Raw genomic sequence first — 26,644 nt, 5'->3', positions numbered from 1 at the left:
CGTCATTGATGCGGCGGCAGCGGCGCTTGAGGGGGCGGAGCCGTCGTCGGAGGGGATGCGGGGGTGGCTGGCCTGGCTGCGGCAGTACCAGGCGGGCTCGGGCTTCGCGGGGCTGGCTGCGGGGGCTCGAGGTCTTCTGACAGAGCTTGGCGAACTCGAATACACCTTGACGCTGTCGGGGGCTGAGGTGGTCGCCGGGCCGTTCTCGGGGCAGGAAGACCTGGGCGCGGCCACTCTTTCGCTCTTCGCGCGGTTCGGCAGTGATGGCGCAGTGGCGGCGCACGAGTTTGATCTGCGGGCCGGGGCCGAGATGGGGCAGCTGCAGGGGGCGGTTCTCGACCTGGTCGTGCAGCTGTTCCCGGACGTGTTCGAGCGGGTCGGGAAGTTCCTGGACGACCACCCCACGGTGTGGCCGTCGGCGGTCGGTGTGGTGGAGCGGGACCTTCAGTTCGCGCTGTCCTGGCTCGCGTTCACGGCGGCGGAACAGACGTGCCTGCCCGAGATGAGGCCCGAGCCCGCGCTGCACGTCACCGAGACGTACGATTTGATGCTGGCCCGCCGAAGCCCGCCCGTCACCAACGACGCCGACCTGGCCGAGGGCGAGCAGATGCTGGTGGTCACCGGGCCCAACCAAGGCGGCAAAACAACGTTCGCCCGTACGGTGGGACAGCTCTACCATCTGGCGGCGCTCGGCCTGCCTGTGCCGGGCTGCTCCGCGGTGCTGCACCCGCCGGACGCCATCCTCACCCACTTCGACCGGGGGGACCGCGCCGGTGACCTCGAGAGCCGGCTCGAGGACGAGGTCAACCGCATGGCGGGGCTGCTGACCGAGGTGGGTCCCCGCTCGGTGGTGATCCTCAACGAGATGTTCAGCTCGACCACCTGGGTCGACGCGCGGGCCATGAGCACCGACGTGCTGCGGACCGTTCTCGACGCGGGTGCGATCGGCGTGTGCGTCACCTTCATCGACGAGCTGTCCCGGCTCGACCCGCGGGTCGTCTCGCTGGTCGCCGGCATCGACGAGCACGACGTGACGGCCCGCACCTTCAAGGTCAGCCGGGGCCGGGCCGACGGTGCGGCCCACGCCGTCGCCCTGGCCGCCAAGTACGGGCTGACCCGGGACCAGCTACGGAGTCGTTCATGAAGCCCGGCCTGGTGAACGCCGGCGACATCGCGCCCTTCGCGGACCGTACCGCCGAAGACCTGGGACTCGACGCCGTGATCGACGCCATGGCGGCGGGCGACGCGGAGATCGCCGAAGCGGCCCGGGCTGTGCTGCTCGCCGTGCCGCCCGGCGCCGGGCAGGTCGCTCGCCGGCAGGCTGTCCTCAGCGACTTCGAGCAGCGGCCCGAGCTGGGCCGCCGCCTCTACGACCTGGGCGGACGGGCCGTCGACGCGCAGCGGGAAGCGGCCCGTGCGGTCTTCTTCACCACGCCGGAAACGGTGCTGAACCGCTCGATCGCCACCCTGACCGCCTTCGTTCCCCTGCTGCGGGAACTGCGCGAGGTCGCCGAGCAGAACCGGGCGCGCGTGTCGTCAGCCGGCCTCACCGAGTTCTTCGCGACGGTGACCGACCAGCTCGACGAGGCCTACCTGAGCTCGGTCACCACCCTGCTCGGCCGGCTGAACATGCGCGGTGACCTGCTCGTCTCGGCTCGGCTGGGCGCGGGCAATGAGAGCGAGTCCTTCGCCGTACGCCAGCCCCTCCCGCGGTCGCGCGGGCTCTTCCGTCGCGGCCCGGCCGCCGGCGGCCCCACCGCGAGCTACAAGATCCCGCACGGCGACGAGGCCGGCCACCGCGCCGTGAGCTCGCTGCGCGACCAGGCACTGGCCGGGCTGGCCGGGGCCGCCGACCACTCGGCCGCTCAGGTGCTGTCGTTCTTCACTTCATTGCGTACGGATGTGGCCTTCTACCTGGGGTGTCTGAACCTGCGCGAGGCTCTGACCGCCCGGGGCGCGCCCGTCTGCCTGCCGGCGGTGCACGACGCCGAATCGGGCGAGTTCAGCGCCCGCGGGTTGTACGACCCGAGCCTGCAGCTCCGCCTCGACCAGCCCGTGGTCGGCAACGATCTCGACGCCGACGGCATGAAGCTGATCATGGTGACGGGGGCCAACCGGGGCGGCAAGTCGACGTTCCTGCGCAGCGTCGGCCTCGCCGGCCTGATGGCCGGGGCCGGCCTGCACGTGGCCGCCACCAGCCTCACCACCTCGGCCCGGGCCGGCGTGTTCACCCACTTCACCCAGGACGAGGACGCCGGCAGCAAGTTCGACGAGGAGCTGCGGCGCATGTCGGAGCTGACCGGCGTCCTGGGACCGCACAGCCTGCTGCTGTGCAACGAGTCGTTCCAGTCGACGAACGAGCGCGAAGGGTCGGCCGTCGCCCGCCACCTGGTCGACGCCCTGACCGAAACCGGCGTCACCGTCGTGTTCGTGACCCACCTGCACGAGCTGGCGAGCAGCGGTTACGAGGACCGGGACCGCTTCCCCGCCCTATTCCTGCGGGCCGACCGCGACCGATCGTTCAGCCTGCGCGCGGCCGCCCCCGAGGCCACCAGCCACGGCGCCGACCTGTGGAACCGCCTGCGCCACGGCTGAACCCAGCAGCGCCAGCTTGTCGGCGTCGGCCGTCCCGGGCTCGGGGTGGTAGATCACCAGCATCATGCCGTCGGTGTCGCTGATCTGGAGCTTCTCGCGGTGCAGGGTCAGCCGGCCGACCGACGGGTGCTCGAACGGGACGGCGGCGCCGCCGCGGTGACGGACGTCGTGGCGGGCCCACAACCGGCGGAACAGCGGGCTGGCCACCGAGAGCTCGCCGACCAGCTCGACCAGGCGCGGCTCGTCCGTGTCGGCGCCGGCCGCTTCGCGCAGGTGAGCCACCATGATGGCCGCGCCCTCTTCCCAGTACGGGATCAAGGCCTGCTCGCCCTCGTCGAGCAGCACGTCACGCAGGCGGTTGGCGCCGGGCACGATCCGCGGCGAGAGCGCCGTGGCCAGCGGATTGGCCGCCAGCACGTCCATGAACTTGCCCTCGACGAAGGCCGGCAGCGGCAGCATCGCGACCAGGGCGGCCGTGCTCGGCGGCACGACCTCACGGCGGCGGGCGCGGGCACGGCGGGGCCGCGGCGAACCGAGACCCACCAGGTGCGTACGGGAATCGTCGTCGAGCCGCAGCACCCGGGCCAGCGCCTCGAGCACCTGCACGGACGGATGACGGACGCGGCCCTTCTCGAGGCGCAGGTAGTAGTCGGCGCTGATGCCGGCCAGCAGCGCGACCTCCTCGCGGCGCAGCCCGGGCACCCGGCGCACCCCCACCACCGGCAGGCCCGCCTCCTGCGGAGTCACGAGCTCGCGCCGGGCCCGCAAGAAGGCTCCCAGCTCGGTCATGCCCTCAACCGTAGGCGGAGCGAACGCGATGTGAGGGGGTCTGACGAACCCCTCCCTGTGCCCCGGCGGCGGGGCCACCATGGTCGGCATGACCACTGTTCTTGTCACCGGCGGATCCGGCTTCATCGCCGGGCACTGCATCTCCCTGCTGGTCGAGCGGGGCTACGACGTACGGGCGACCGTGCGCTCCCTCGACCGGGCGCCCACCCTCGACGGGGTCACCTTCGTGGCGGCCGACCTGCTCAGCGACGACGGGTGGGCCGACGCCGTCCGCGGCTGCGACTACGTGCTGCACGTCGCCTCGCCCGTCGCCCCCGGTCACGTGGAGAACGAGGACGACCTGATCGTCCCGGCCCGTGAGGGCACGCTGCGGGTGCTGCGCGCCGCCCGCGACGCCGGCGTCCGGCGGGTCGTGCTCACCTCGGCCTTCCACGCCGTGGGCTGGGGGCACCCGCACGACGACCACGTCTTCACCGAGGACGACTGGACCGTGCTCGACGGGCCGGGCACCGACGCCTACGGCCGCAGCAAGACCCTGGCCGAGCGGGCCGCCTGGGACTTCGACCGGGGTTCCATGGAGCTGACCACGATCCTGCCCGTCGCGGTGATGGGGCCGGCCCGGGGCGGCGCGGTCTCGGGGGCCAACCACATCGTGCAGTCGATCCTCTCCGGCGCGATGCCCGGGTTCCCCGACCTGTGGATCCCGATCGTCGACGTCCGGGATGTGGCGAGCGCCCACGTGGCCGCGATGACCGCCGAGGGCGCGGCCGGCCAGCGGTTCCTCGTCGCGGACGGCCCGGCGATCCCGATGGCCGAGATCGGCGCCATCCTGCGCAGGCATCTGGGCAGCGCGGCCGACAAGGTGCCGACCCGGGTGCTCGCCGACGACGAGGTGCCGCCGGCCATGCGGGCCGACCTCGGGTACGCCCGCCGGGTGTCCAGCGAGAAGGCCCGCCGGGTGCTCGGCTGGACCCCGCGCAGCGCCGAGGAGGCGATCGTCGCGGCCGGCGAAAGCATGGTGTGACGGGGGCACCACCACAAAGTGCGCATCGGTCCGACATCTTCTAGCGTCGATGGCGTGGGAAAGGAACGAGGCGTCGACGGCGCGGGAAAGGAACGCAGCGCCGACGGCGTCGGGAAGGAACAAAACGTCGGGCGGGCCCGGGTCGGGCGCGCGGTGGGTAAGGCGCCGCTGCCCGAGAACGCCAAGACGGAGATGTTCGCCGTCGGCGCGGCCGGGCCGCCGCCGGTCTTCGTCGATCCCACCGGCGGCCGGCGCCGGTGGCTGCGCCGGACGGCGTACGCGATGGGGATTGTTCTTGTCCTGGCCCTGATCACGATCTGGGTGACGCAGCTGATCGAACCGGCCCGGCCCCCAGCGCGCCAGCCGTGCCCGAGCGCCGCGCCCGCCGCGAGCTGCCCGCGGTGACCGTCTACCGGTCCTCCCCGCCGCCGCACGACCCGGGCGAGGCGACCTCGCTGCTGCCCCCGTTGCAGCGCAAACGGCGGATCCGGCGACGCCGGGTGCTGGCCGGCGCGCTCGGGCTCACCGTGTTGCTGCTGCTGGCCACCGTCATCCTGGTCTCCGTCTACACCGACGCCGGCTTCAGCCCGGACGGCACCAGCCCGGCGTCGACCGCCAACGGCGCGGTGCCGGCGAACGTCCGGGACGGCGGACCGGTGATCGACCTGACCGAGGGTGGCGGGCTCAAGACGTACGAAATGCCGGCCCGGACCATCGCGCTCACCTTCGACGACGGCCCCGATCCGCAGTGGACTCCCAAGATCCTCGACGTGCTGGCCAAGCATCACGCCCCGGCCACCTTCTTCGTCGTGGGCTCGCAGGTCGCGCGGCACCCGGGCCTGGCCGAGCGGATCGCCCGCGAGGGGCACGAGCTGGGCGGGCACACCTTCACCCACCCCGACCTGGCCGAGCTGCCCGAGTGGCGGCGCGAGATGGAGAACTCGCAGACCCAGCTGGCCATCGCCGACGCCACCGGCGGCGCCACCCGGCTGATGCGCCCGCCCTACTCGTCGTTCGCCGACGCGCTGACCGACAAGGACTGGCAGACCGTGCAGGCGGTCGGCGCGCAGGGCTACCTGACCGTGCTCGACACGATGGACAGCGAGGACTGGAAGCGGCCGGGCGCCGACGCCATCGTGCGCAACCTGACCCCGAAGGGCACCGCCGGTCAGATCGTGCTGCTGCACGACGCGGGCGGCGACCGCTCGCAGACCGTGGCCGCCCTCGACCGGCTGATCCCGCAGCTGCAGAAGCGCGGCTTCCGGTTCAGCACGGTCAGCGCGGCGATCGGCGGCCAGGTCAACCCGCCGGCCACCGACGACGCCGTGTGGCGCGGGCGGGCGCTGGTCGGGACCATCCGGGTGGCCGACGCCGTGCTGGCGGTGCTGTGGGTCCTGCTGATCACGGCGGGCGGGCTGATCGTGATCCGCACGCTGATCCTGTTCGCGTTCGCGTGGCGGCACTCGCGGCACCGGCGGGGGCCGGACTGGTCGTGGGGGCTGCCGGTGACCTCGCCGGTGACGATCGTCGTGCCCGCGTACAACGAGGAGAAGACGATCGGGCCGGCCGTACGCTCGCTCGCGCTCTCGGCCCATCCCGGCGTCGAGGTGCTGGTGGTCGACGACGGCTCGACCGACGGCACGGCGGCCGCGGTGCGGCAGTTGAAGCTGGGCAACGTCCGGGTCGTCAGCATCCCCAACGGCGGCAAGGCCAACGCGCTCAACGCCGGGGTGGCGCTCTCACGCAACGACCTGATCGTCATGGTCGACGCCGACACCGTGGTCGAGCCGGACGCGATCCACCGGCTCGTACAGCCGTTCGCCGACCCCAAGGTGGGCGCGGTGGCCGGCAACGTCAAGGTGGCCAACCGGCGCGGGCTGATCGGCAAGTGGCAGCACATCGAGTACGTGATCGGCTTCAACCTGGACCGGCGGCTGTACGACACGTTCGGCTGCATCCCGACCATCCCGGGCGCGCTCGGGGCCTTCCGCCGCGCGGCGCTGACCGGCGCGGGCGGCCTGAGCACGGACACGCTGGCCGAGGACACCGACCTGACCCTGGCCATCCACCAGGACGGCTGGCGGGTGGTGTACGAGGAGACCGCGCGCGCCTACACCGAGGCCCCGGCCACCATGAAGCAGCTGTGGCGCCAGCGCTACCGGTGGAGCTACGGCACGATGCAGTCGATGTGGAAGCACCGCGGGGCCGTCAAAGCCCGCCCTGCCCTGATCTTCGTCGCGCTCTTCAGCGTGCTGCTGCCGCTGCTGGCGCCGCTGGTCGACCTGATGGCGGTCTACGGCCTGCTCTTCCTGGACCGCGAGATCACGATCATCGGCTGGGTGACCATGCTGGTCGTGCAGGTGCTGACCGCGGTGCTGGCCTTCCGACTCGACCGCGAGCCGCTGCGCCCGCTCTGGAGTCTGCCGCTCCAGCAGATCGTCTACCGGCAAGTGATGTACCTTGTGCTGCTGCACTCGGCGCTGGCGGCGGTCACCGGGCGCCGCCTGAAATGGCAGACGATCCACCGCACGGGCGATCTCAGCTCCGCGCCCGTTCCCGGACGTTGACCGTGATCGTTGGACCGCCGCGTATGTTGTGATCGGCTATCGGGCAGAGGAGGTGGCATGCCGTCCCCAGGTGAGTTGATCGGTGACCGGTACCGGCTGGACGACCGGATCGCGGCCGGCGGCATGGGCGAGGTCTGGCGGGCCGCCGACACGGTGCTCGGCCGCGACGTCGCGGTGAAGACGCTGCACGCCGACCGGGCCGGCGACCCCGGCTTCCAGGAGAGGTTCCGCCACGAGGCCCGGTCGATGGCCGCGCTGCACCACCCGGGCGTGGCCGACGTGTACGACTTCGGCGAGACCGCTGACGGCACCGACGCTTATATCGTGATGGCCCGGATCGACGGCCAGCCGCTGACCGAGCGGATCGCCGAGCGGGGCCGGCTGACCGCGGCCGAGACCATGTCAGTCGTGGCGCAGGCGGCCCGGGCGCTCGAGGCGGCGCACGAGGCGGGCATCGTGCACCGCGACGTGAAGCCGAGCAACCTGATCATCCAGGCCGACGGCACGGTGGTGCTGGTCGACTTCGGCGTGGCCCGCTCGGCCGGCTCGTCCACGCTGACCGGGGCCCGCGAGGTGGTCGGCACGGCCATGTACATCGCGCCCGAGCAGGTGTCGAAGGCGACGACCGGGCCGCCGGCCGACATCTACGCGCTGGGTGTGGTCGCGTACCACTGCCTGGCCGGGCACCCGCCGTTCACCGGCGAGAACCCCATCGCCATCGCGATGCAGCACCTCAGCGAGACGCCACCCGACCTGCCGGACGACGTTCCTCCCGCCGTGCGCGCGCTGGTCATGCGGGCGATGGCCAAGAACCCGGACGACCGCTTCCCGACCGCGGCGGCGATGGCCGAGGCGGCCGACCGCGCCGTCTCGGGCGGCGACACGACGGCGATCCTGGCCGCTCCGCGTTACGCGGCGGCGCCCGCGCCGACGACGCTGGCCGAGCCGATGGGGGCGCCGGTCGCGACGCCGGGCCCGCGCCGCACCACGATCGTGGCCACTGTGGCCGGTGCGCTGGTGCTGATCGCGGCCATCGCCGCCACCGCGTACGTCCTGGCCAACCGCGACGACAACCAGGCGCCCGGACCGGTCACACCCTCGAGTTCGGTGCGGAGCTCGGTCGGCACCGGCAACGCGCCGGCCGAACCGACGGAAACCCGGGGCCAGGACCGCCCCACTACCGAGCCGACGAACCGTCCCACCACCACGCGGCCGACACCGACACCCACGCAGACCTCCGAGCCGGCCTCGGAGCCGCCGAGCGCGCCCGACCCGGACGAGTCGGAGCCCGCGGACCCGGGCACCGAACCCGGGGATCCGGGCAACTCGGCCGAGCCGCCCGGCAACGGGAACGAGGGCCCGGGCGGAGGGAACGACGACCCCGGCGACGGGGGCGGGGACACCGAGGCCGGGACGGTCAGGACGAGCGGTTCGCCGTGATCTGCGAGCTGAGCTCGGCGACCTGCTGCGAAAGCTGCTCGACGGCGTCGCGCAGCTTGGGCATGTAGTCGTTGGCGATCGCCCCGGCGCGGATGTTGGCCGTCACCAGCGCGCCGTCGGCCCGCTGGGACGCGCTGCCCGTCGCCTTGCCCACGTTGAACGCCCAGATGTCGTCGACCTGGGCCTTGACCTGCTTGGCGATCTCGGCCGAGATCCACTTCTTGTCGTCGGCGGTGAGTGCCACGGGTACGTCCTCCAGGTGCCAGGAAGCCGTCGAGGCTTCGTGGGAAGTCGTGTACGAGGATGAGAAGTGCGCGTGGTGGTCATGCGCGTTGGCGCCGGTGTAGGCCTGCTGCCGCCAGCCCGTGCTGGCCGACCAGATCCGGCGGTTGTAGATGATGTAGCGCAGCCGCTTCTCGGCGCCCGAGCGGCACCGGGTCAGCAGGAACTGCACCACGTTCTCCATCGACAGCCCGGGCACGCGCAGGTCGACGTCGACGTCGATGGCGTGCACCTCGTTGACCTTGTCGGCGTCGCGGATCGGAACGTTGCCGGTCTCGTCGGGGTTGTGATCGGACTGGCTGTTCTGATGCGCTGTGTCCCCGACCGAGCCGTCGCTGGACTTGTCACGGTTCGGCGCGATCGCGTTGAACTCGGAGCGCAGCTTCACCAGGCAAGGCACCAAGATCCAGCTGGCCATTCGTCAGCTCCTCACGCTGCGTAGACAACGGCGGGCAAGATTACCAGTACCCGAGCGCCGTGGTCATTACTCCGATCAGGGGCAGACTGTCACATGTGGGAAGTTCCACTCTCCACTGTGATCATCACCGACAGTGACCAAGCGATCATCCGATGTGGATCCAGACGTCGTCCAGCGCGCCGTGGAACTGGTCGTTGTTCGGGCCCACACCCTTGCCACCCAGGCTGAACGGCTGTTCGGAGTCGATCGACAGCTCCGGCGGGACGGCGGCCGACGCCTGCTCCTGATCGTCGACGACGATGGCCAGAGCGGGTCCGGTGCGCCGGCATTCGACGGTGTGCCAATCGTCGTCGGCGATCGAGGTGCGGCTCCGGGCGACGTACGAGACGTCACCCGTACGGCCGGTCAGGACGCAGCTGGGCTTGCCGCTGACCCCGTCCACCTGCAGCTTGTACTGACCGCCGGCCGCCGCGTACCCCTTCTGCAGGATGTTCTGCCCGTCCGGGCCGGTGGCGCCGTCCGGCGGCGAGGCCAGGCGCACGCTCGCGCCGTAACGCAGCGGCTTGTCCTGCGGGTTGAGGTCGCCGGTGGCCTCGGCCCGCAGCACGACACGAGGACAGTCTTGACCGGAGCAGCGGGGCGGGAAGGTGACGGCCTGACCCGAGCCGTGCGGTTCCGTCGAGAGCTTGCCCTCGTTACGGGTGACCGTGCGCAGCAGGTGGCCGTGTCCCGAGCCGTCGTCGAAGGTGCCGTCGGCGATCGTCGAGTCGAAGTTGTACGAGGCCACGGGTCCCTCGGCCGGCGCCGACTCGACCCGCGGGCCACCGCCGGCGAACGCCACGTACCGCTTGCGCTGCACCGCGCCGACCGTGGTGAAGTCGCCGACCGCGCTGATCGAGCCGAGGGAGGGGCTGGTCGCGATCTGCCGGGTGCCGACCACGCCGTTGGCCTGCGGCGCCCACGGCAGCAGGTTGCCCTGGGCGTCGATGGCGGCCAGCTTGCCGCGCGGCACCGAGCCGTCGGTGCACAACCCCTTGACGCCGTTGTTGGTGGTCGTGCACGCCTTGTCGAAGTGCCCGCCGACATAGGTCGTGCCGTCCAGCGTCGCGATGGCCTGCGCGTCGCCGTCGAAGACCCGCGTCCACCGGGTGGCGCCGTCCGGGGCGTACGCCACCGCGCGCCCGCCCTGGCCGCCGAGCGCCGCGTAGACGCCCGAGGAGTCGGCGGCGAGCGCGAAGACCTGTGACACCGGCTTGGCGGCGAACGTCGGGTCGAGCTTGCCGGTGGCCGGGTCCACCGCGGACAGCCGGATCGTCGAGCTGACGTTGTTGGTCCGGTGGAACCGCCCGCCCACGTACACCCGCTTCGTCGTGACGGCGACCGCGTTCACCACGTCGTCGGTGGTCGGCGCCCAGGGGTCGAGCGCGCCACTGGTCAGGCTGAACGCGGCCAGGTTGCCGCGCGCCTGACCGTCGACGGCGGTGATCCGGCCGCCGAGGTAGAGGCGGCCGTGGCCGGCGGCGATCGAGTTGGGCTGGCCGTTGACCGCGTGCCGCATCGGGGTCAGCGTGCCGGTGGCGGCCTCCAGACCGGCGACAGCGTCGCGGGCCGTGCCGTTGACGTTGTCGAAGTCGCCGGCCGCGTAGACGACATTTCCGGCCACGGCCAGGGCGCGCACGTTGGCGTCGGCGCTCGGCTGCCAGTCGAGCAGGGCGCCCGAGCGGGCGTCGAGCGCGGCCAGACGCGTACGGGAAACGCTCTTGCCGCCGACGATGGCGCTGGTGAAGTTGCCGCCGACGTAGACGGTCGAACCCCGATAGGCCACCGCGTACACCGGGCCGTTGAACGACGGCGAGGTCACCGGCTCGGGCGTGACCACCTCGGCGATCGCGGCGCCGCCGGTCGCGATCGCGGCGACGCCGAGGGCGACGATCAAGCTACGACGGACGGCGTTTCGGATGTATGGCACATTGCTCGTTAACTACACTTCCCCGCCGAAGATGCGCGCCCGATCAGGTGGTTACACGACCAGGCTGAGCAGCATCACGCAGGCGAAGCCGACCACCGAGATGATCGTCTCCATCACCGACCAGGTCTTGATGGTCTGGCCCACGGTCATCCCGAAGTACTCCTTGACCAGCCAGAAGCCGGCGTCGTTGACGTGCGAGAAGAACAGCGAGCCGGCCCCGATGGCCAGTGCCAGCAGCGCGACCGTGGGCTTGTCGAGGGTCTGGGCCAGCGGCGCCACGATGCCGGCGGCGGTGATGGTGGCCACGGTGGCCGAGCCGGTGGCCAGGCGGATGCCCACCGCGACCAGGAAGCCCAGCACCAGGGCGTTGATGTTGGCGTCCTTGGCCGCGTCGGCCACCACGTTGCCGACGCCCGCGTCGACCAGCACCTGCTTGAAGCCGCCGCCCGCGGCCACGATGAGCAGGATGCCGGCGATCGGCGGCAGCGCCCCGCCCACGACCGACGAGGTCTGCTGACGGTCGAAGCCGGCCCGCTTGCCCAGCGTCCACATGGCCAGCAGCAGGCCGAGCAGCAGCGCGACGACCGGCTCGCCCAGCACCTCGAAGAAGCCGCGGACGCTGTTGCCCTCGGCCAGGGTCAGCTCGGCGATGGCGCGGGCCAGCATGAGCACGATCGGCACGAGGACGGTGCCGACGGCCGCCGCGAAGCCAGGGTTGCGCCGGCCTTCCGGCAGCTGCTTGTCCACGAGCTCAGCCGGCTCGCCGGTCGCGGGGTTGGCCACGTCGTCGCGGTCGACGAAGTCCCGGCCGCCCTCCGGCCTGCCGCCGGCGCCGGCGCTCGCGCCGACGAGGGCGGGCACCGGGACGTGGACCCGCTTGGCGATCCAGTTGCCGAACACCGGCCCCGCGACGATCACGGTCGGGATCGCGCAGATCAGGCCGAACAGCAGGGTCAGGCCCAGGTCGGCGTTGAGGTTGGCGATGGCCACCAGCGGCCCCGGGTGCGGCGGTACGAGTCCGTGCAGCACCGAGAGGCCGGCCAGCGCCGGGATGCCGATCCGCAGCAGCCCGATGTCGGTGCGCCGGGCCACCAGCAGCACGATCGGCACCAGCAGCACCACGCCGACCTCGAAGAACAGCGGCAGCCCGATCAGCGCGGCCACGCCGGCCATCGCCCACGGCAGGGCCGAGCCGGTGACGCTGTTGACGATCCGGTTCACGATGCCGTCGGCCCCGCCCGACTCGGCCAGCAGGGCGCCGATCATCGAGCCGAGCGCGATCAGCAAGCCGACGTTGCCGACCGTGCTGCCCAGCCCCGCGGTGAACGAGTCGATCGTGTCCCCCGGCGAGGCGCCGGCCACGATGCCCAGCGCCGCCGAGCCCAGAATCAGGGCCAGGAACGGATGCCACTTCGCCCAGGCGATCAGCAGCACCACAACCACAATGCCCAGCACGGCGGCCAGCACGAGCTGCCCGGTCCCCGCGTCGGTGATCGCCTCAGCGCCCAACGTCATCATGGTCGCGCGCTTACCCAGACGAACGATCGTTCAACCACCGCGATCAGTACGGTGGAACCCGATGCGCCTGTCCGTCCCGCCCGACCTGCACGCCGCCACCCGGGTCCGCCCGGTCGACGCGGCGTGGGCGTTCGCGCTGCGGGCCGGGCTCGCGGTGGCGGTGCCGCTGGTGGTGCTGACCGCGACCGGTCACCCGTCCCTGGCCGGCGTGGCCACATTCGGAGCCTTCACTGCCCTGTACGGCCGGGATGAGCCCTACCGTCGCCGGGCCCTCATAGTCGCCGCGGCCGCCATGGGCCTGGTGGCCTCGGTGGCTGCCGGAACGCTCGCCGCGCTGGCCCCGCAGTCCGAGATCGTCGGCGTGGCGGCCGTGGCTCTGGTCGGAGCCACGGCGACAGTGCTGTGCAACCGCTATCGGGTCGGGCCGCCCGGCGGTCTGATGTTCGCCTTCGCCACCGCCGTGACCAGCGCCCTGCCCGCCACCGCGCCGGCCGACCTGCTGCGCAACGCCGCCCTCACCGCGGGCGCCGCTGCCGTCTCGTGGCTGATAGTCATGTCCGGCTTCCTGGTCGCCCCGGGCGCGCCCCGCCGCCTCGCCATAGCCCGCGCCCTCCGAGCCGCCGCGGCTCTGGCCGATGCGCCCGACGGACCCGCGGGCCTGACCGCCCGCCAGCAAGCCGCCCTGGCGGTCGAACGAGCCTGGCGGGCAGCCGCCGGTCGAGCCGACGAAGAGGTGCTCGTCGCGCACGCCGAGACCGAGTTGAGCGGCGTGCACGGGCACGACCCGGCGGCTGCGGCCGAACTGCGCGAGTTGGCCGCCCGGCTGACCCCGCGCGGCCCGGTCCCCCGCCTCGCCGCGACCGCCACCGAAAACCGCAAGATCGCCGAACGCCGCCGGGCCGCCACCCTGCTGCGTGACCTGCCCGCCCGCCGGGGCGGCCCGCTCTGGCCGGCCGCCGCCCGCGTCGCGCTGGGCGCCCTGGTCGCCGGGGCCGCCGCCGGTCTGCTGGTCCACTACACCGGCCTCGGCCACCCCTACTGGGCCGCCGTCTCGGCCGTGGCCGTCCTGCAGGGCGCGTCCCTGCGCCTGTCCCGCCACCGCGCGATCCAGCGCGCCGGCGGCACCACCATCGGCCTGCTGATCGCCGGCGCCGCGGTGGCCGTCCCCGGCGGCCCGTGGGTCCTGGTCGTCGAGATCCTGATCGCCCAGGTGATCGCCGAACTGCTGGTGGTGCGCAACTACGGCCTGGCCATGCTCGCCGTCACTCCCCTGGCCCTGCTGGTCGGCGAACTGGGCCACGAGACGCCCCCGCTCGACCTGATCGGCGACCGCCTGATCCAGACGGTCCTGGGCTGCCTGCTCGGCCTGGCCGCCGCCGCGCTGATCCGCAACCGGGCCGCCACCCGCCACCTCGGCGAGGCGATCACCGCGGTTGAGCAGGCCACTCACGACCGGCAGGACGCCCGCCACCTGGCCGCCCTGGTGGCCACCATGCGCGAGGCGTACGAGGTGGCCGCCGGCGAACCAGCCCTCAACCCCGCCACCACCGACCGCGTCCTGCACGCCGAACGCGAGGCGCGCCGAGCCCTCACGTCGGCCGACTGAATGTACCTTGCTGGTTACGTAACCAACGGGGTACATTGACGGCATGGAAGCGGTGTTGCAGGCGCTGGCGGATCCGAGCCGCCGCACGGTGCTGGGAATCCTGCGCGATCGTCCGGCGACGGCGGGCGAGCTGGCCGAGGCGTTGCCGATCGCCCGGCCCGGCGTGTCCCGGCACCTGCGCGTCCTGCGCGAAGCCGGCCTGGTCGACGTGCGTCAGGAGGCGCAGCGCCGCATCTACACGCTCCGGCCGGAGGCGCTGGTCGAAGTGGACGAGTGGCTGGAGCCGTACCGCGCGTTGTGGCGCAACCGGCTCGACGCCCTGCACACCGAGATCGCCCGAGGAAAGGCGCACAAGTGACAATCATCGGAAGCATGCGACCCCTGGACGACGCGCACGGCGCGGTCCGGGTGGAAGACGTCTACGACACCGGGATCGACGACCTGTGGCAGGCCTGCACCGATCCGGAGCGGCTGGCGCGCTGGCTGGCCAAGGTGTCGGGCGACCTGCGCCCCGGCGGCACGATCGACGCCGTGTTCACGAGCACCTGGAGCGGTTCGGGCCGGATCGAGGTCTGCGAGGCGCCCCACCACTTGCGGCTCACCATGGAGCCGGGCACCGACGAAGAGACCGTGCTCGAGGCCTGGCTCACCGCGGACGGTGACCGGACGCGGCTGGTCGTCGAAGAGCGCGGCCTGCCCCGGGACCGCCTGCACTTCCACGGCGCCGGCTGGCAGGCCCACCTCGAAGACCTCGCCCGATCGCTCACGACGGAGGGCGCCGGGGAGTGGAGCGGCCAGGCGGCGGAACCCGGCTGGCGGGCCCGCTGGACCGAGCTCACCCCGGTCTACCAGAACATGGCGGCCGCCCGATGACCGGAACGATCCGGCTCAGGGCTCGAGCGGCGCCAGGTGTTCCCGCACGCTGATCAGGGCCGTCCGGACCCGGTCGAAGTCGTCGGCGTGGAAGCCGGCCTCATTGTGCGGATAGAGGAACGCCAGCATCACGCCGACCAGGGCGCCGGTCAGGGCGCGGGCTCCGGCGTCGTCGGCGGGCACGTTCAGGCGCTCGGCGATCACGCCGGCGAGCATGTCGACCGCGTCCAGCGTCTGTTGCTGCTGCCGGGCCCGCAGTTCGGGCACGACCCGGAACAACGCCTGGCGGCGGTGCTCGCTGATCCACTCCTCCTCGGTGAAGCCGTCGAAGACGTCGCGCATGCCCTGCAGCACCGCCTCGACCACCGGGGTCGAGGCGGGCTGGTTGCGGATCGCCTCGACGATCAGCGGGTCGTAGTCGTCGGTGAGGACGACGTCTTCCTTGGTCGGGAAGTAGCGGAAGTACGTGCTGGGCGAGACCTCGGCCGCCTCGGCGATCTGCTCCACCGTGGTCGCGGCGTAGCCCTGCTCGGTGAACAGGCGCATCGCGGCGTCGCGGATGGCCGCCCGCGTTTTGGCCTTCTTCCGCTCGCGCAGCCCTGAGGTCATACCAGCGATTCTGCCAGCACCTCCGGCTCCGGCTCGGTGGCGGCGCGCTTGGGCAGCACGACCAGCGCGAGCACCACCCCCACCAAGGCGAGCGCCCCGGCGACAAGCAGAGACCTTTCCATCCCGTACGCGAAAGCCTCCCGCACCGTGGCCAGGAGCTCGGAGTCGCCAGTCCGCCGAGCGACCGCCACCCCCGACGTGACGCTGTCCCCGGCCGAGACCGGCACGCGGGACCGGTACGCCGAGTTGAGCACCGTCCCCAGCACGGCCACCCCGATCGCCCCGCCGACCTGCCGCATCGCCTGCAGCAGCGCGTTGCCGACCCCGCTGCCCGAGGGCGGCAGCGCGCCCAGGGCCGCGGCCAGCGCCGGCGGCATGGACAAGCCGAGCCCGACCCCGGTGATCGTGATCCAGACGGCGATGTACCCGTAGCCGGTGCTCGCCGTGGTCTGCATGCCCAGCAGCGACGCCACGGCGATCAGCCCGAGCCCGCCCGCGATCACCAGCCGGGCCCCGAACCGCGCGACCAGCTTCTCGGCCGATCGGGCGCCGACGATCAGCCCGCCGATCACCGGCAGCAGCCGCAGCCCCGAGCCGAACGCGTCGTGCCCGCCGACCGCCGAGAACAGTTGCGGCAGCGAGAACAGCAACCCGAGCATCGCGAAGCTGGCCACCGTGGCCAGCACCGCCCCGCCGGTGAAGGCCCGGTTCCGGAACAGCGCCAGGTCGACCAGCGGGTGGGCCGCCCGGCGCTGCCACAGCACGAAGGCGGCGAGCAGCACGACCCCGGCGGCCAGGGTGATCAGCGACCGCGCGTCGGACCAGCCGCGCTCGCCGGCCTCGATGATCCCGTACGTGACCCCGACCAGCCCGGCCGCGGAGAGCGCGACACCCGGCAGGTCGATGCGGGCCCGCGGCCCTCGCGACTCCGGCAGCCACAGCGTCAGCGCGAGCACCCCGGCCACCACGACCGGCACGTTGATGAGGAAGACCGAGCCCCACCAGAAGTTGTCGAGCAGCCAGCCGCCCAGCAGCGGCCCGAGCGGGATCCCGAGCGCGCTCGCGGTGACCCAGATCGACATGGCCCGGGTGCTCTCACCGGCCGGGAAGAGCACGGTCAGCACCGCTCCGGAGAGCGGCATGATCACCGCGGCCCCCAGGCCGAGCACCGCCCGGGCGGCGATGAGCTGGCCCGACGTCTGCGCGTAGGCGCAGGCCACCGAGGCGACGCCGAACAGCACGAGCGCGCCGATCAGCAGGCGTTTGCGGCCGAGCCGGTCGCCGAGCAGGCCCGCCGGGAGCAGCGCCGCCGCCAGCACCAGCAGGTAGGCGGTGGTGAACCACTGCAGGTCGCCGGTGGTGGCGCCGAGATCGCGGGCGAGGGTGGGCAGGGCGACGCTGAGCACGGTGGTGTCGAGCGCGACAGCCAGCGTGCTCAAGGCGAGGGCAGCCAGCGCGTACCAACGAGAAGTGGAAGTCAGCATAATTTGATAGTAGCTGTCATTTCATAGTGACTGTCAATGCATAGACTGGCGGGGTGATCGAACGCTGGGGTCTGCCGGGGCTCGCCGACGTCCATACGCACTTCCTGCCGCCGCGCATGCAGCGCCGCGTGTGGCACCACTTCGACCAGGCGGGGCCGCTGATCGGCCGGCCCTGGCCGATCACCTATCGCGGCTCCGAGCAGGAACGCGTCGACACGCTGCGCGGGCTCGGCGTCACGATGTTCAGCGCCTTGGCGTACGCCCATCGCCCCCACATGGCGGCCGACCTCAACGACTGGACGCTCGCCTTCGCCGAGCGCACCCCGGGCTGCCTGCCCAGTGCGACCTTCTTCCCCGAGGCAGGCGTGACCGCGTACGCGCAAGAAGCTCTTGACCGTGGCGCCCGCATCTGGAAGTTGCATCTGCAGGTGGGCGGCTTCGACCCGCGCGACGAACAGCTGGAGGCGGTGTGGGGTCTGCTGGCCGAGGCCGGCGCCCCGGTCGTGGTGCACGCCGGATCAGGACCAGTGGCGGCCGGCTTCACCGGGCCCGGCCCGATCGGCGAGGTGCTGGCCCGGCACCCGCGGCTCGGCGTGATCATCGCGCACGCGGGCGCACCCGAGTACGAGGGGTTCCTCGAGCTGGCCGAGCGCTACGTGAACGTCCGGCTCGACACCACGATGGCGTTCACCGACTTCTTCGAGGAGATGGCGCCGTACCCCCGGGAACTGCGACCGCGTCTGCGGGAGCTCGGGCTCGGCGGCAAGGTGTTGCTCGGCAGCGACTTTCCCAACATTCCGTATCCGTACGAGCACCAGCTGGAGTCACTGGCCCGGCTGGAGCTCGGAGACGACTGGCTCCGGGCCGTCTGCTGGGCAAATGCGCGTGCCCTGTTCGCGCCGCGCGGGTGAAGGTGCGCGAAAGGCGTGCGCGGGCATGCCACGATCATGTAGGCAGACGCCCGCACCGGGAAAGGAGCCGGTCCCATGAAGAAGGCCCTCGGCTGGATCGTGCTCATCCTGATCATCTTCTACATCGGCACCAACCCCGGGCCGGCGTCGGAGATCGCCCAGGGCATCGGCGACGGCATCGCCGAGGTGTTCCGCAACATCGGCGTCTTCCTGCGCGAGTTGTCCAACTGACCCGATGGCGTTCTGGCTCCTGCAGCACAATCCGGCCCGCGGCATCTGCGGCAGCGGCGACTGGACGGTCCGCCGCTACCGCGAGCTGATCACGGTCGGCGACGGCGTGGCGCTCCGGCACAGCGGCCGCGGCGGCGGGGTGGCGGCCGTCGGCACGATCACCGAGGGCCCGCACGACGGCGTGATCACCGTCGACTTCGCGCGCATGTTCACCGGCCGGCCCATCCCCCGCGACACGCTGCGGGCCGACGAGCGGTTCCGCGACGCGCTCGTGCTGCGCATGGCCGGCGGCAGCAACCCGTTCCCGCTCACCCCGGCCCAGTGGCAGGCCGTTGTCGACCGCGTGCCGCCGGACAGTCAGCCGGCCGCCACGACCGTCCGGGGTGCGGCGGAACGCGCGGTCGCGGAATGATCCTCTGCGTCGGGCTGGCCACCGTCGACCTCATCTATCGGGTTGATCGGATTCCCGGCGCGGACGAGAAGGCGCAAGCGACCGCGTTCGAGGTGGCGGCGGGCGGTCCGGCCGCCAACGCGGCGGTCACGGCGGCGGCGCTGGGCGCGCCGGTCACCCTGGTCACCGCGATCGGCTCGCATCCGCTGGGCGAGCTGATCCGCTCCGACCTGCGAAACCATGGCGTACTCGTGATCGACGCGGCCGCCTCATCCGGAGCTCCGCCGCCGGTGTCCAGTATCGTGGTGGCCGGCCACGAACGCACGATCATCAGCCGCAATGCCGGTGAGCTCCAGGTCGCCGTGCCAGGGGAAGGGTTGCCCGACGCTGAGCTGACGCTGATCGACGGCCACCATCCCGTGCTCGCCGTCGCCGCCGCGAAGTCCGCCCGCCGCCTGGTGGTGGACGCGGGATCGTGGCGCCCGGTCTTCGCCGACATTTTCCCGTATGCCGAGGTCGTCGCGTGCTCGGCCGCGTTCCGCCATCCGGCCGACGCAGTCGACGCTCCACATGTGGTCGTCACCCACGGCCCCGGCCCGGTGACCTGGACCTCCGGTGGCGTCTCGCGATCTCTTACGGTGCCGCCGGTCGACGCTGTCGAGACCTCGGGCGCGGGCGACGCGTTCCACGGCGCGCTCGCCTTCGCTCTCCACGAGCAGTCCGCGATGGACGCCGCGCTGGCCGAAGCGATCCGGGTCGCCGGGGTGCGCGTGACGCACCCCGGCGCCCGGGAGTGGCTGGCTTTCCTCTAGACCGTGCGGGCCAGGCGGTCCGCGAGGAGCTTGGCGAAACGGGCCGGGTCCTCCAGGTCGCCGCCCTCGGCCAGCAGCGCCGTGCCGTACAGCAGCTCGGCCGTCTCGGGCAGCGCCGGGTCGTCGGCCCGCGACTCGTGGGCCGACCGCAGACCGCCGACCAGCGGGTGGTTCGGGTTGAGCTCGAGGATCCGCTTGACCCGCGGGCCCTCCTGGCCCATCGCCCGGTACATCTTCTCGAGCGCCGGCGTGATGTCGTCGGTGTCGCTGACCAGGCAGGCCGGCGAGGTGGTGAGCCGGTGCGACAGGCGGACGTCCTTGACCTGCTCGGTCAGCTGCTCCTTGAGGTAGGTCAGCAGGGGCGCGAAGTCGCCCTCGGGCTCCGGCTCCTCTTTGTCCTTGGGCAGGTCGACCGAGCCGCGGGCGATGGACTGCAGCTTCTTGCCGTCGTAGTCGGGCACCGCCTCGACCCAGATCTCGTCGACCTGGTCGGTGAGGATCAGCACCTCGTACCCCTGGGCCTGGAACGCCTCCATGTGCGGCGAGTTCTCGACCTGGGAGCGGCTGTCGCCGGTCAGGTAGTAGATCTCGTCCTGACCCTCCTTCATCCGCTCGATGTAGGCGGTGAGCGTGGTCGGCTCGCTGCCCGCGGTGGAGGCGAAGGTGGCCACGTCCAGGATGGCCTTCTGGTTGTCGGGGTCGTTGAGCAGACCCTCCTTGACCGCCCGGCCGAACTCGCGCCAGAAGGTCGCGTACTTCTCGGCGTCGTTGTTCATCAGGTCTTTGACCGTCGACAGCACCTTCTTGACCAGCCGCCGGCGGATCATCTGAATGTGCCTGTCCTGCTGCAGGATCTCGCGCGAGATGTTCAGCGACAGGTCGGCCGCGTCGACCACACCCTTGACGAAGCGCAGGTAGTCGGGGATCAGCTCGCGGCTGTCGTCCATGATGAAGACGCGCTTGACATAGAGCTGCAGGCCGCGGCGGGCGTCGCGCTGGAACAGGTCGTGCGGGGCCCGGGACGGCAGGAACAGCAGGGCCTCGTACTCGAAGGTGCCCTCGGCCCGCATGTTGATGATCTCGAGCGGCTCCGACCAGTCGTGGCTGATGTGCCGGTAGAACTCGTGGTACTCCTCGTCGGACACCTCGGAGCGCGGCCGCGCCCACAGCGCCTTCATCGAGTTGAGCGTGTCCTCGCCCATCCGGATCGGGAACGAGATGAAGTCCGAGTACTTCTTGACGATCGAACGGATCTTCCCGGTGTCCGTGTAGTCGTAAAGCGCGTCCTCTTCGTCCTTCGGGCGCAGGTGGACGGTGACGGTGGTGCCGACCGGGGCGTCGGCCGCGTCGTCGATGGTGAACGTGCCCTCGCCGGTCGATTCCCAGCGCGTGCCGTGCCCCTCGGTGCCGGCCTTGCGGGTCAGCAGCGTGACCTTCTCGGCCACCATGAAGGTCGAATAAAAACCGACGCCGAACTGGCCGATCAGCTCGGGGCTCTCTTTCGCCTCGCGCAGCTTGGTCAGCAGTTCCGCCGTGCCCGACTTGGCGATCGTGCCGATCAGCTCGACGACCTCGTCGCGGGTCATGCCGATGCCGTTGTCGCGCACGGACAGCGTACGGGCCTCGGGGTCGGCCTCCAGCTCGATGTGCAGGTCGGAGGCGTCGGCCTCGAGCCCGTCCTGCAGGGTGGCCAGGCGCAGCTTGTCCAGCGCGTCCGAGGCGTTCGAGATCAGCTCGCGCAGGAAGATGTCCTTGTTCGAATAGATCGAGTGGACCATCAACTGCAGCAACTGCCGGGCTTCGGCTTGAAACTCCAACGTCTCCATGCGCTGATGTTACGAAAACGCCCCGCCGGATCTCCGGCGGGGCGTTGAAACTTCGTTCGATCCGGTCAGCGCTTGTCGATCGCGACGAACTCGCGCTCGGGCGAGCCCGTGTAGAGCTGACGCGGGCGGCCGATCTTGTTGGCCGGGTCGTTCATCATCTCGGTCCACTGCGCGATCCAGCCGGGCAGCCGGCCGAGCGCGAACAGCACCGTGAACATCTTGGTCGGGAAGCCCATCGCCTTGTAGATGAGGCCCGTGTAGAAGTCCACGTTCGGGTAGAGCTTGCGCGAGACGAAGTAGTCGTCGCTGAGCGCGATCTCTTCCAGCTGGAACGCCAGCTCGAGCAGCGGGTCGGGCCGGTCGAGCGTCGACAGCATCTCTTGCGCGGCCTTCTTCACGATGGCGGCCCGCGGGTCGTAGTTCTTGTAGACCCGGTGGCCGAAGCCCATCAGCTTGACGCCCTTCTCCTTGTTCTTCACTCGCGTGACGAAGGAGTTGACGTCGCCGCCGTCCTTGCGGATCTGCTCGAGCATCTCGAGCACGGCCGCGTTGGCCCCGCCGTGCAGCGGGCCGGACAGCGCGTTGATGCCGGCCGAGACCGACGCGAACAGGTTGGCCTGCGCCGAACCGACCAGCCGCACGGTCGACGTGGAACAGTTCTGTTCGTGGTCGGCGTGCAGGATGAACAGCATGTCCAGGATCTTCGCGACCTTGGGGTCGACGTCGTACTGCACCGTGGGCAGGCCGAAGGTCATCCGGAGGAAGTTCTCGACGTAGTCGAAGCTGTTGTCCGGGTACGGCAGCGGGTGGCCGATCGACTTCTTGTACGCGTAGGCCGCGATGGTCGGCAGCTTGGCCATCAGGCGGATGCCCGAGATCTCGACCTGCTCGGGGTCGAGCGGGTCGAGCGCGTCCTGGTAGAAGGTCGACAGCGCGGTGACGGCCGACGAGACGACGGCCATCGGGTGCGCGTCCCGCGGGAACCCGGAGAAGAACGTGCGCATTTCCTCCTGCAGGAGGGTGTGCACACGAATCTTGTCGGCGAAATCCTTGAGCTGCTGGGGGGTGGGCAGCTCGTCGTGCATCAAGAGGTAAGACACCTCGAGGAACGACGACCGCTCGGCCAGCTGCTCGATCGGGTAACCGCGGTAGCGGAGAATGCCGGCGTCACCATCGATGTAGGTGATCGTCGACGTCGTCGAGGCAGTATTGACGAAACCCTGGTCGAGGGTGACGAAGCCGGTCTCCTTGAGGAGGGCGCTGACGTCGATGCCGCCCGGGCCCTCGACCGCCTCGCGTACCGGCATCGACAGCTGCCCGCCAGGGTGGTCGAGCTTGACATCCGTCATGTATTTCCCTCACTTCACCGGCAGATGTCCCACAAATTTTGTAGTTCACCGTAAACCCTCAACCTGAATGGGTCATCAGGCGGATCCCTGCTGAGGGATTGATCACGAAGAGTGGCGCTCTTGTATAGATAATGGTTGTAGTCGAACGCGGAGGTGCAAGCCAATGCCCGTTCCGAGTCCGTCTCCTGTGGTTGTGGGGGTCACCGGCACCTCCGCGAGCCTGGCCGCCGTGCGGCTGGCCGCCCGCGAAGCCGTGTCACGCGGTCGCGAACTTCGGATAGTGCACGCTTTCACCTGGTCGCACCCCCGCCTCGATCAGCACTACGACCGGGCCCGGCGGGCCGCCTCACAAGTGGTCGACGCGGCCGTCGCCACCGCCCAGCGTTCCACACCCGGCGTCCGGGTGCAGGGTCAACTGGTCGACGGGCTGCCCGACCAGGTGCTGCTGCGCCTGAGCCGCAGCGCCGAGATGGTCGTGCTGGGCGACGACGACCTGGCCACCCTGCCCTGGCTGCCGACCGGCTCGGTGCTGGTGCAGACGGTGGCCCGGGCCTGGTGCCCGGTGCTGGTCGCGCGCGGGCCGCGGCCCCAGGCCGGGCCGATTCTGGCCGCGGTCGACGGGTCCGACTGCTCGCTGCTGGGGCTGCGCCAGGCGGCCGTCGAGGGCGCCCGCCGCAACGTCGGCGTGGTCGTCGCCCACGTGGTCGAGCAGCCGGGGCCGGCGGCCGAGGCGGCGGGGCGCGAGATCCTGGAGAGGGCGGTCGAGGCCGTGCCCGAACTGGTCGACTACCAGCTGCGGCTGCTCACCGGGGCGCCGGCGGCGGCCATCGTACGGGCCTCGGCGCGGGCCCGGGTGACGGTGCTCGGGCCGCGCGGGACGAACGACGTGGGCCTGCTGGGGTCGGTGGCCCGGGCGGTGCTGCGCCGGGCGGCCAGCCCTACGCTGTTCGCCCACGGTCCCAGCGTGCCGTCGCCCGCTCCCCGGCTGCCCCAACTGTCTGGACAAAGCGGGCTCAGCTAGCGGCGCCATCGTCCGACATGAACAGAGATGACCAGGAACTGGCGGCTTTTCGCGTCGCTGGGTTTGCTGGCGACCGTCGTCTACACCGTCAACGTGTCGCCCGTGGTCAACGCTGCCTGCATGCTGGTCGTCGCGGGCGGCTCGGTGTGGGCCTGCTTCGCGGGGCCGCGCCGGCACCGGGCCGAACCGCCCGGCGCCTGGCTGCTGCTCGGCGGGGCGGTGCTGGGCTGCCTGGCCGGGGTGCTGCTGCGCCCGGCCGTGGAAGATCTGCCCGGGCTGTGGCCGCTGCTCGCCGACTGCGCCACCATCAGCGGCTACGCCATGCTGTGCGCCTTCCTCACCACCATGCTGCGGCAGCGGCAGAGCATCGACCGCAACGCCGTGCTGGACGGCCTGATCGTCTGCGTAGCCGGCGCTCTGGTCGTCGGCCTGCTGCTGGCCGCGCCGGCCGCCGAGATCTCCGACCGGCCCGAACCCGTCTCGTTCGTGGCCGGGCTGTACCCGCTGTTCGACGTGGTCGTGCTGATGCTGCTGATCAACCTGACCTTCACCGCCACCACCTGGCCGGTCAGCCTCATCACGCTGATGTGCGCGATGACCTCGATGTTCGTGGGCGACACGGCGTACGCGGTGGTCGGGGCCAACGGCATCACGTACGCCTCGCCGCTGTTCGACGCCCCCTTCCTGCTCGGCTTCGTACTGGTCGGCGTGACCGCGCTGCACCCCTCGGTGACCCGCTTCGGCCTGGCCGCCCGCCCGCCGGTGCAGGCCTGGTCGGCCCGCCGCATCGCCGTGCTGGCGCCCGCCCTGGCCAGCCCGTTCGTGCTGCTGACGCTGCTCGACTCGACCGCCGAGCGGGCCACCATCGCGCTGGCCGGGCTGGTGATCGTCGCGCTGCTGATCGCCCGGGCCGTCAGCGCCGTACGGTCCCAGGCCGCGGCCCAGCTGCGGGCGGTGCACCAGGCGATGCACGACGCCCTGACCGGCCTGCCCAACCGCTACATGATGGGCGAGGAGATCACCCGCATGCTCGCCGACGGCCGCCAGGTGTGGGTGCTGCTGCTCGACCTGGACGCGTTCAAGCTGGTCAACGACGGCTGGGGGCACGACACGGGCGACCAGCTGCTCATCGAGGTGGGCGAGCGGCTGCGCGCGGCGGTCCCGCCGGCGGTGCCCGTGGCCGCCCTCGGCGGCGACGAATTCATGCTGGCCACGGTGGGCGGCCAGGCCGAGGCCGACGCGCTCGCCGACGCGGTCCGTAACTGCTTTTCCCGTACGTTCCCCGTGCGCGGCACCGAGCTGACGATCACCTGCTCGATGGGCATGGCGTCCTCGCCCGCTGCTCTACTGCCAACGTCCTCTGATGCTCTAATGCGCGACGCCGATACGGCTATGTACCGAGCCAAGGCCGAGGGACCCGGCAGCTGCACGATCTTCGACGCCGCCATGCACGCGCAGGTGCGCGAACGGATCGACCTCGAGGTGGCGCTGCGCAAGGCGCTCGGCGAGAACCAGCTCAGCGTGGCCTACCAGCCGATCGTCGACCTGATGCCCGGCGTCCCGGCCGGCGCCGAGGCCCTGGTCCGCTGGACCCACCCCGAGCGCGGCCCGATCAGCCCCGCCGTGTTCATCCCCATCGCCGAGGACGCCGGCCTGATCGGCGCGATCGGCGACTGGGTGCGCCAGGAATCCCTGCGCCAGGTAGGCGAGTGGCGAACCGACGGCACGGTAGGCGACACGTTCTACGTCTCGGTCAACGTATCCGGCCGCCAGCTGCTCGACCCCAACCTGCCGCTCGTGCTGGCGGCCGAGATGCAGACGTACGGGGTGCCGGCCCGCTGCGTGGCCGTCGAGATGACCGAGTCGGTGCTGGTCGACTCGACCGGAGTGGCCGGCCGCGTGCTGTTCGAGCTGCGCGAACTCGGCTGCCAGGTCCTCATCGACGACTTCGGCACGGGATTCTCGGCCCTGGGCTACCTGCGCCGCTTCCCGGTAACCGGCATCAAGATCGACCGCTCTTTCGTCACCGGCCTCGGCAGCAGCACCGAGGACGACGAGATAGTCCGAGCCATCGTCTCCCTCTGCCGCGCGCTGGGCCTGAGCGTCATCGCCGAGGGCGTAGAGACCAGAGTCCAACGAGACGCCCTGGCCGACGTGGGCGTGACCAGGGGTCAAGGTTGGCTGTGGGGGCCGGCCGTGCCGCCGGCCGAGTTCGCCCGCCACTGGCACATCAAGAACGCGGCCGCCCTGGCCGGCCACGACCGCCCCGACTGATTCCAGCCGAGCCCGGCCCAGCCGAGCCCGGCCCAGCCGCCCCGGCCCAGCCGCCCCGGCCCAGCGGCCCTGGTCCAGCGGCCCTGGTCCAGCGGCCCCGGCCCAGCCCTTCTGACCCAGCCGCCCCGGCCCAGCCGCCTTTGGTGCAGCCGCCTCTGGTCCAGCCGCCTTTGGTCCAGCCGCCTTTGGTCCAGCCGCCTTTGGTCCAGGCGGCAACGCTGCCGAGGACGCCGCCGGACTGCGGGGTTCGCGCCCTCGCTGTCGCTTGTCCACAGGCCGGCACCAGCAACGGACTCCATCCGCCGGCGTCCGCGCACGCAGTTGTGGACAACCGTCCTCCGTGCGCTTGACATGGCGCTACCTTCCCTTCCTATTCCCCTGGGCGGGCGGCGGGCTCGGGATGGACACGCGCGAGAGCTGTCGATCCTGCGAAGTTCGCTTTTGGGGCGTTTGGGGTGGGCGGGTCGGTGAGCGGATGCTGAACAACGCGGCGGAATGGGTGGATCGTTCGGCCGGGGTGCCGCTGGTGGACCGGTTGCAGGACGGAGTCGGCCCAGCTCAGCGGCGACAGCCATCGGAGTGGCGCCCTCGCGGAGCCGGTCAGTGCACGATCCGCTCGTCCACCCTCGGATGCCGGGCCGAGACCACCCGCGGC

At 71.5% G+C, this 26,644-nt stretch carries 23 protein-coding genes; 15 read left to right on the top strand and 8 right to left on the bottom strand.

Annotated elements, in window-relative coordinates; translation table 11 throughout:
- The first annotated feature begins 55 nt into the window (after nucleotides 1–55).
- Nucleotides 56–1,144: a MutS-related protein gene (locus tag OWR29_RS10875; protein WP_267562505.1), complete on the top strand. Its 1,089-nt coding sequence runs from the start codon at nucleotides 56–58 to the stop codon at nucleotides 1,142–1,144.
- Entirely contained in the window at nucleotides 1,141–2,595 is a 1,455-nt protein-coding gene (locus OWR29_RS10870; RefSeq protein ID WP_267562504.1) for a MutS-related protein, read from the top strand. The genes OWR29_RS10875 and OWR29_RS10870 overlap by 4 nt, the downstream gene beginning before the upstream one ends.
- Here OWR29_RS10870 and OWR29_RS10865 read toward each other — a convergent pair.
- A complete protein-coding gene (locus tag OWR29_RS10865) occupies nucleotides 2,491–3,384 on the bottom strand; it encodes a helix-turn-helix transcriptional regulator (protein ID WP_267562503.1) in 894 nt (297 codons plus the stop codon). The genes OWR29_RS10870 and OWR29_RS10865 overlap by 105 nt on opposite strands.
- 88 nt (nucleotides 3,385–3,472) lie before the next feature.
- Here OWR29_RS10865 and OWR29_RS10860 point away from each other — a divergent pair, with 88 nt between their 5' ends.
- The 4 genes from OWR29_RS10860 to OWR29_RS10845 are packed head-to-tail and all read left to right on the top strand — an operon-like array spanning nucleotide 3,473 to nucleotide 8,415.
- Nucleotides 3,473–4,408 carry an SDR family oxidoreductase gene (locus OWR29_RS10860; RefSeq protein ID WP_267562502.1) on the top strand — a complete coding sequence of 312 codons (936 nt, stop codon included), beginning with the start codon at nucleotides 3,473–3,475 and terminating at the stop codon, nucleotides 4,406–4,408.
- Nucleotides 4,409–4,462: 54 nt separating this feature from the next.
- Nucleotides 4,463–4,813: a hypothetical protein gene (locus OWR29_RS10855; protein ID WP_267562501.1), complete on the top strand. Its 351-nt coding sequence runs from the start codon at nucleotides 4,463–4,465 to the stop codon at nucleotides 4,811–4,813.
- Nucleotides 4,774–6,975, top strand: a complete 2,202-nt coding sequence (locus OWR29_RS10850) for a bifunctional polysaccharide deacetylase/glycosyltransferase family 2 protein (RefSeq protein WP_267562500.1) — start codon at nucleotides 4,774–4,776, stop codon at nucleotides 6,973–6,975. Before OWR29_RS10855 ends, OWR29_RS10850 begins: the two co-directional genes overlap by 40 nt.
- A 57-nt stretch (nucleotides 6,976–7,032) precedes the next feature.
- On the top strand, nucleotides 7,033–8,415 hold the full coding sequence (locus OWR29_RS10845; protein ID WP_267562499.1) for a serine/threonine-protein kinase: 1,383 nt from the start codon (nucleotides 7,033–7,035) through the stop codon (nucleotides 8,413–8,415).
- On the opposite strand, the gene OWR29_RS10840 is transcribed toward OWR29_RS10845, so the two are convergent.
- The 3 genes from OWR29_RS10840 to OWR29_RS10830 all read right to left on the bottom strand — a co-directional run bounded on the left by OWR29_RS10840 (nucleotide 8,393) and on the right by OWR29_RS10830 (nucleotide 12,602).
- Nucleotides 8,393–9,115, bottom strand: coding sequence for a hypothetical protein (locus tag OWR29_RS10840; RefSeq protein WP_267562498.1), 723 nt, complete (start codon nucleotides 9,113–9,115; stop codon nucleotides 8,393–8,395). The two genes, OWR29_RS10845 and OWR29_RS10840, sit on opposite strands and share 23 nt — an antisense overlap.
- A gap of 145 nt (nucleotides 9,116–9,260) precedes the next feature.
- Nucleotides 9,261–11,084, bottom strand: a complete 1,824-nt coding sequence (locus OWR29_RS10835; RefSeq protein ID WP_267562497.1) for a LamG domain-containing protein — start codon at nucleotides 11,082–11,084, stop codon at nucleotides 9,261–9,263.
- A gap of 51 nt (nucleotides 11,085–11,135) precedes the next feature.
- Nucleotides 11,136–12,602 carry a GntT/GntP/DsdX family permease gene (locus OWR29_RS10830; protein ID WP_267562496.1) on the bottom strand — a complete coding sequence of 489 codons (1,467 nt, stop codon included), beginning with the start codon at nucleotides 12,600–12,602 and terminating at the stop codon, nucleotides 11,136–11,138.
- A 61-nt stretch (nucleotides 12,603–12,663) separates the two neighbouring features.
- Between OWR29_RS10830 and OWR29_RS10825 the strand changes: the two genes are divergently transcribed.
- Genes OWR29_RS10825 through OWR29_RS10815 form a run of 3 tightly spaced genes read left to right on the top strand, consistent with a single transcriptional unit; the run spans nucleotide 12,664 to nucleotide 15,081 of the window.
- Complete coding sequence (locus OWR29_RS10825; RefSeq protein ID WP_267562495.1) at nucleotides 12,664–14,208, top strand: FUSC family protein; 1,545 nt, start codon at nucleotides 12,664–12,666, stop codon at nucleotides 14,206–14,208.
- Between the two features lie 43 nt (nucleotides 14,209–14,251).
- Entirely contained in the window at nucleotides 14,252–14,566 is a 315-nt protein-coding gene (locus tag OWR29_RS10820; RefSeq protein WP_267562494.1) for an ArsR/SmtB family transcription factor, read from the top strand.
- A 14-nt stretch (nucleotides 14,567–14,580) separates the two neighbouring features.
- Nucleotides 14,581–15,081 carry an SRPBCC family protein gene (locus OWR29_RS10815; protein WP_267562493.1) on the top strand — a complete coding sequence of 167 codons (501 nt, stop codon included), beginning with the start codon at nucleotides 14,581–14,583 and terminating at the stop codon, nucleotides 15,079–15,081.
- A 15-nt stretch (nucleotides 15,082–15,096) separates the two neighbouring features.
- Here OWR29_RS10815 and OWR29_RS10810 read toward each other — a convergent pair whose 3' ends face one another.
- Together OWR29_RS10810 and OWR29_RS10805 are read right to left on the bottom strand one after the other, a co-directional pair.
- Nucleotides 15,097–15,690 carry a TetR/AcrR family transcriptional regulator gene (locus tag OWR29_RS10810; RefSeq protein ID WP_267562492.1) on the bottom strand — a complete coding sequence of 198 codons (594 nt, stop codon included), beginning with the start codon at nucleotides 15,688–15,690 and terminating at the stop codon, nucleotides 15,097–15,099.
- On the bottom strand, nucleotides 15,687–17,174 hold the full coding sequence (locus tag OWR29_RS10805) for a DHA2 family efflux MFS transporter permease subunit (protein WP_267562491.1): 1,488 nt from the start codon (nucleotides 17,172–17,174) through the stop codon (nucleotides 15,687–15,689). The genes OWR29_RS10810 and OWR29_RS10805 overlap by 4 nt, the downstream gene beginning before the upstream one ends.
- Nucleotides 17,175–17,227: 53 nt before the next feature.
- Between OWR29_RS10805 and OWR29_RS10800 the strand changes: the two genes are divergently transcribed.
- From OWR29_RS10800 to OWR29_RS10785, 4 genes are all read left to right on the top strand, one after another.
- Nucleotides 17,228–18,085 carry an amidohydrolase family protein gene (locus tag OWR29_RS10800; protein WP_267562490.1) on the top strand — a complete coding sequence of 286 codons (858 nt, stop codon included), beginning with the start codon at nucleotides 17,228–17,230 and terminating at the stop codon, nucleotides 18,083–18,085.
- A gap of 75 nt (nucleotides 18,086–18,160) precedes the next feature.
- Entirely contained in the window at nucleotides 18,161–18,316 is a 156-nt protein-coding gene (locus OWR29_RS10795; RefSeq protein WP_267562489.1) for a hypothetical protein, read from the top strand.
- Nucleotides 18,317–18,320: 4 nt separating this feature from the next.
- Entirely contained in the window at nucleotides 18,321–18,728 is a 408-nt protein-coding gene (locus tag OWR29_RS10790) for an EVE domain-containing protein (protein ID WP_267562488.1), read from the top strand.
- A complete protein-coding gene (locus OWR29_RS10785) occupies nucleotides 18,725–19,519 on the top strand; it encodes a PfkB family carbohydrate kinase (RefSeq protein ID WP_267562487.1) in 795 nt (264 codons plus the stop codon). The genes OWR29_RS10790 and OWR29_RS10785 overlap by 4 nt, the downstream gene beginning before the upstream one ends.
- Here OWR29_RS10785 and htpG read toward each other — a convergent pair.
- Entirely contained in the window at nucleotides 19,516–21,345 is a 1,830-nt protein-coding gene (htpG, locus tag OWR29_RS10780) for a molecular chaperone HtpG (protein ID WP_267562486.1), read from the bottom strand. The two genes, OWR29_RS10785 and htpG, sit on opposite strands and share 4 nt — an antisense overlap.
- 65 nt (nucleotides 21,346–21,410) lie before the next feature.
- A complete protein-coding gene (locus tag OWR29_RS10775; protein ID WP_267562485.1) occupies nucleotides 21,411–22,694 on the bottom strand; it encodes a citrate synthase in 1,284 nt (427 codons plus the stop codon).
- Between the two features lie 163 nt (nucleotides 22,695–22,857).
- Between OWR29_RS10775 and OWR29_RS10770 the strand changes: the two genes are divergently transcribed.
- Together OWR29_RS10770 and OWR29_RS10765 are read left to right on the top strand one after the other, a co-directional pair.
- The gene (locus OWR29_RS10770) at nucleotides 22,858–23,715 is read left to right on the top strand and encodes a universal stress protein (RefSeq protein WP_267562484.1); all 858 of its coding nucleotides are present in this window, start codon (nucleotides 22,858–22,860) and stop codon (nucleotides 23,713–23,715) included.
- 27 nt (nucleotides 23,716–23,742) lie between these two features.
- Nucleotides 23,743–25,989 carry a putative bifunctional diguanylate cyclase/phosphodiesterase gene (locus OWR29_RS10765; RefSeq protein WP_267562483.1) on the top strand — a complete coding sequence of 749 codons (2,247 nt, stop codon included), beginning with the start codon at nucleotides 23,743–23,745 and terminating at the stop codon, nucleotides 25,987–25,989.
- Nucleotides 25,990–26,644 lie beyond the last annotated feature (655 nt).

Source organism: Paractinoplanes pyxinae (assembly GCF_026626335.1).
Taxonomy (GTDB): domain Bacteria; phylum Actinomycetota; class Actinomycetes; order Mycobacteriales; family Micromonosporaceae; genus Actinoplanes; species Actinoplanes pyxinae.
This window is presented reverse-complemented; position numbering and strand designations above follow the sequence as displayed.

What these genes read in the sequence shown, in the direction of transcription:
- OWR29_RS10875 (WP_267562505.1), top strand. Translation starts at nt 56, where the DNA reads ATGCGGGGGTGGCTGGCCTGGCTGCGGCAGTACCAGGCGGGCTCGGGC.
- OWR29_RS10870 (WP_267562504.1), top strand. Translation starts at nt 1,141, where the DNA reads ATGAAGCCCGGCCTGGTGAACGCCGGCGACATCGCGCCCTTCGCGGAC.
- OWR29_RS10865 (WP_267562503.1), bottom strand. Translation starts at nt 3,384, where the DNA reads ATGACCGAGCTGGGAGCCTTCTTGCGGGCCCGGCGCGAGCTCGTGACT.
- OWR29_RS10860 (WP_267562502.1), top strand. Translation starts at nt 3,473, where the DNA reads ATGACCACTGTTCTTGTCACCGGCGGATCCGGCTTCATCGCCGGGCAC.
- OWR29_RS10845 (WP_267562499.1), top strand. Translation starts at nt 7,033, where the DNA reads ATGCCGTCCCCAGGTGAGTTGATCGGTGACCGGTACCGGCTGGACGAC.
- OWR29_RS10840 (WP_267562498.1), bottom strand. Translation starts at nt 9,115, where the DNA reads ATGGCCAGCTGGATCTTGGTGCCTTGCCTGGTGAAGCTGCGCTCCGAG.
- OWR29_RS10830 (WP_267562496.1), bottom strand. Translation starts at nt 12,602, where the DNA reads ATGATGACGTTGGGCGCTGAGGCGATCACCGACGCGGGGACCGGGCAG.
- OWR29_RS10825 (WP_267562495.1), top strand. Translation starts at nt 12,664, where the DNA reads ATGCGCCTGTCCGTCCCGCCCGACCTGCACGCCGCCACCCGGGTCCGC.
- OWR29_RS10820 (WP_267562494.1), top strand. Translation starts at nt 14,252, where the DNA reads ATGGAAGCGGTGTTGCAGGCGCTGGCGGATCCGAGCCGCCGCACGGTG.
- OWR29_RS10815 (WP_267562493.1), top strand. Translation starts at nt 14,581, where the DNA reads ATGCGACCCCTGGACGACGCGCACGGCGCGGTCCGGGTGGAAGACGTC.
- OWR29_RS10810 (WP_267562492.1), bottom strand. Translation starts at nt 15,690, where the DNA reads ATGACCTCAGGGCTGCGCGAGCGGAAGAAGGCCAAAACGCGGGCGGCC.
- OWR29_RS10805 (WP_267562491.1), bottom strand. Translation starts at nt 17,174, where the DNA reads ATGCTGACTTCCACTTCTCGTTGGTACGCGCTGGCTGCCCTCGCCTTG.
- OWR29_RS10795 (WP_267562489.1), top strand. Translation starts at nt 18,161, where the DNA reads ATGAAGAAGGCCCTCGGCTGGATCGTGCTCATCCTGATCATCTTCTAC.
- OWR29_RS10790 (WP_267562488.1), top strand. Translation starts at nt 18,321, where the DNA reads ATGGCGTTCTGGCTCCTGCAGCACAATCCGGCCCGCGGCATCTGCGGC.
- OWR29_RS10785 (WP_267562487.1), top strand. Translation starts at nt 18,725, where the DNA reads ATGATCCTCTGCGTCGGGCTGGCCACCGTCGACCTCATCTATCGGGTT.
- htpG (WP_267562486.1), bottom strand. Translation starts at nt 21,345, where the DNA reads ATGGAGACGTTGGAGTTTCAAGCCGAAGCCCGGCAGTTGCTGCAGTTG.
- OWR29_RS10775 (WP_267562485.1), bottom strand. Translation starts at nt 22,694, where the DNA reads ATGACGGATGTCAAGCTCGACCACCCTGGCGGGCAGCTGTCGATGCCG.
- OWR29_RS10770 (WP_267562484.1), top strand. Translation starts at nt 22,858, where the DNA reads ATGCCCGTTCCGAGTCCGTCTCCTGTGGTTGTGGGGGTCACCGGCACC.
- OWR29_RS10765 (WP_267562483.1), top strand. Translation starts at nt 23,743, where the DNA reads ATGACCAGGAACTGGCGGCTTTTCGCGTCGCTGGGTTTGCTGGCGACC.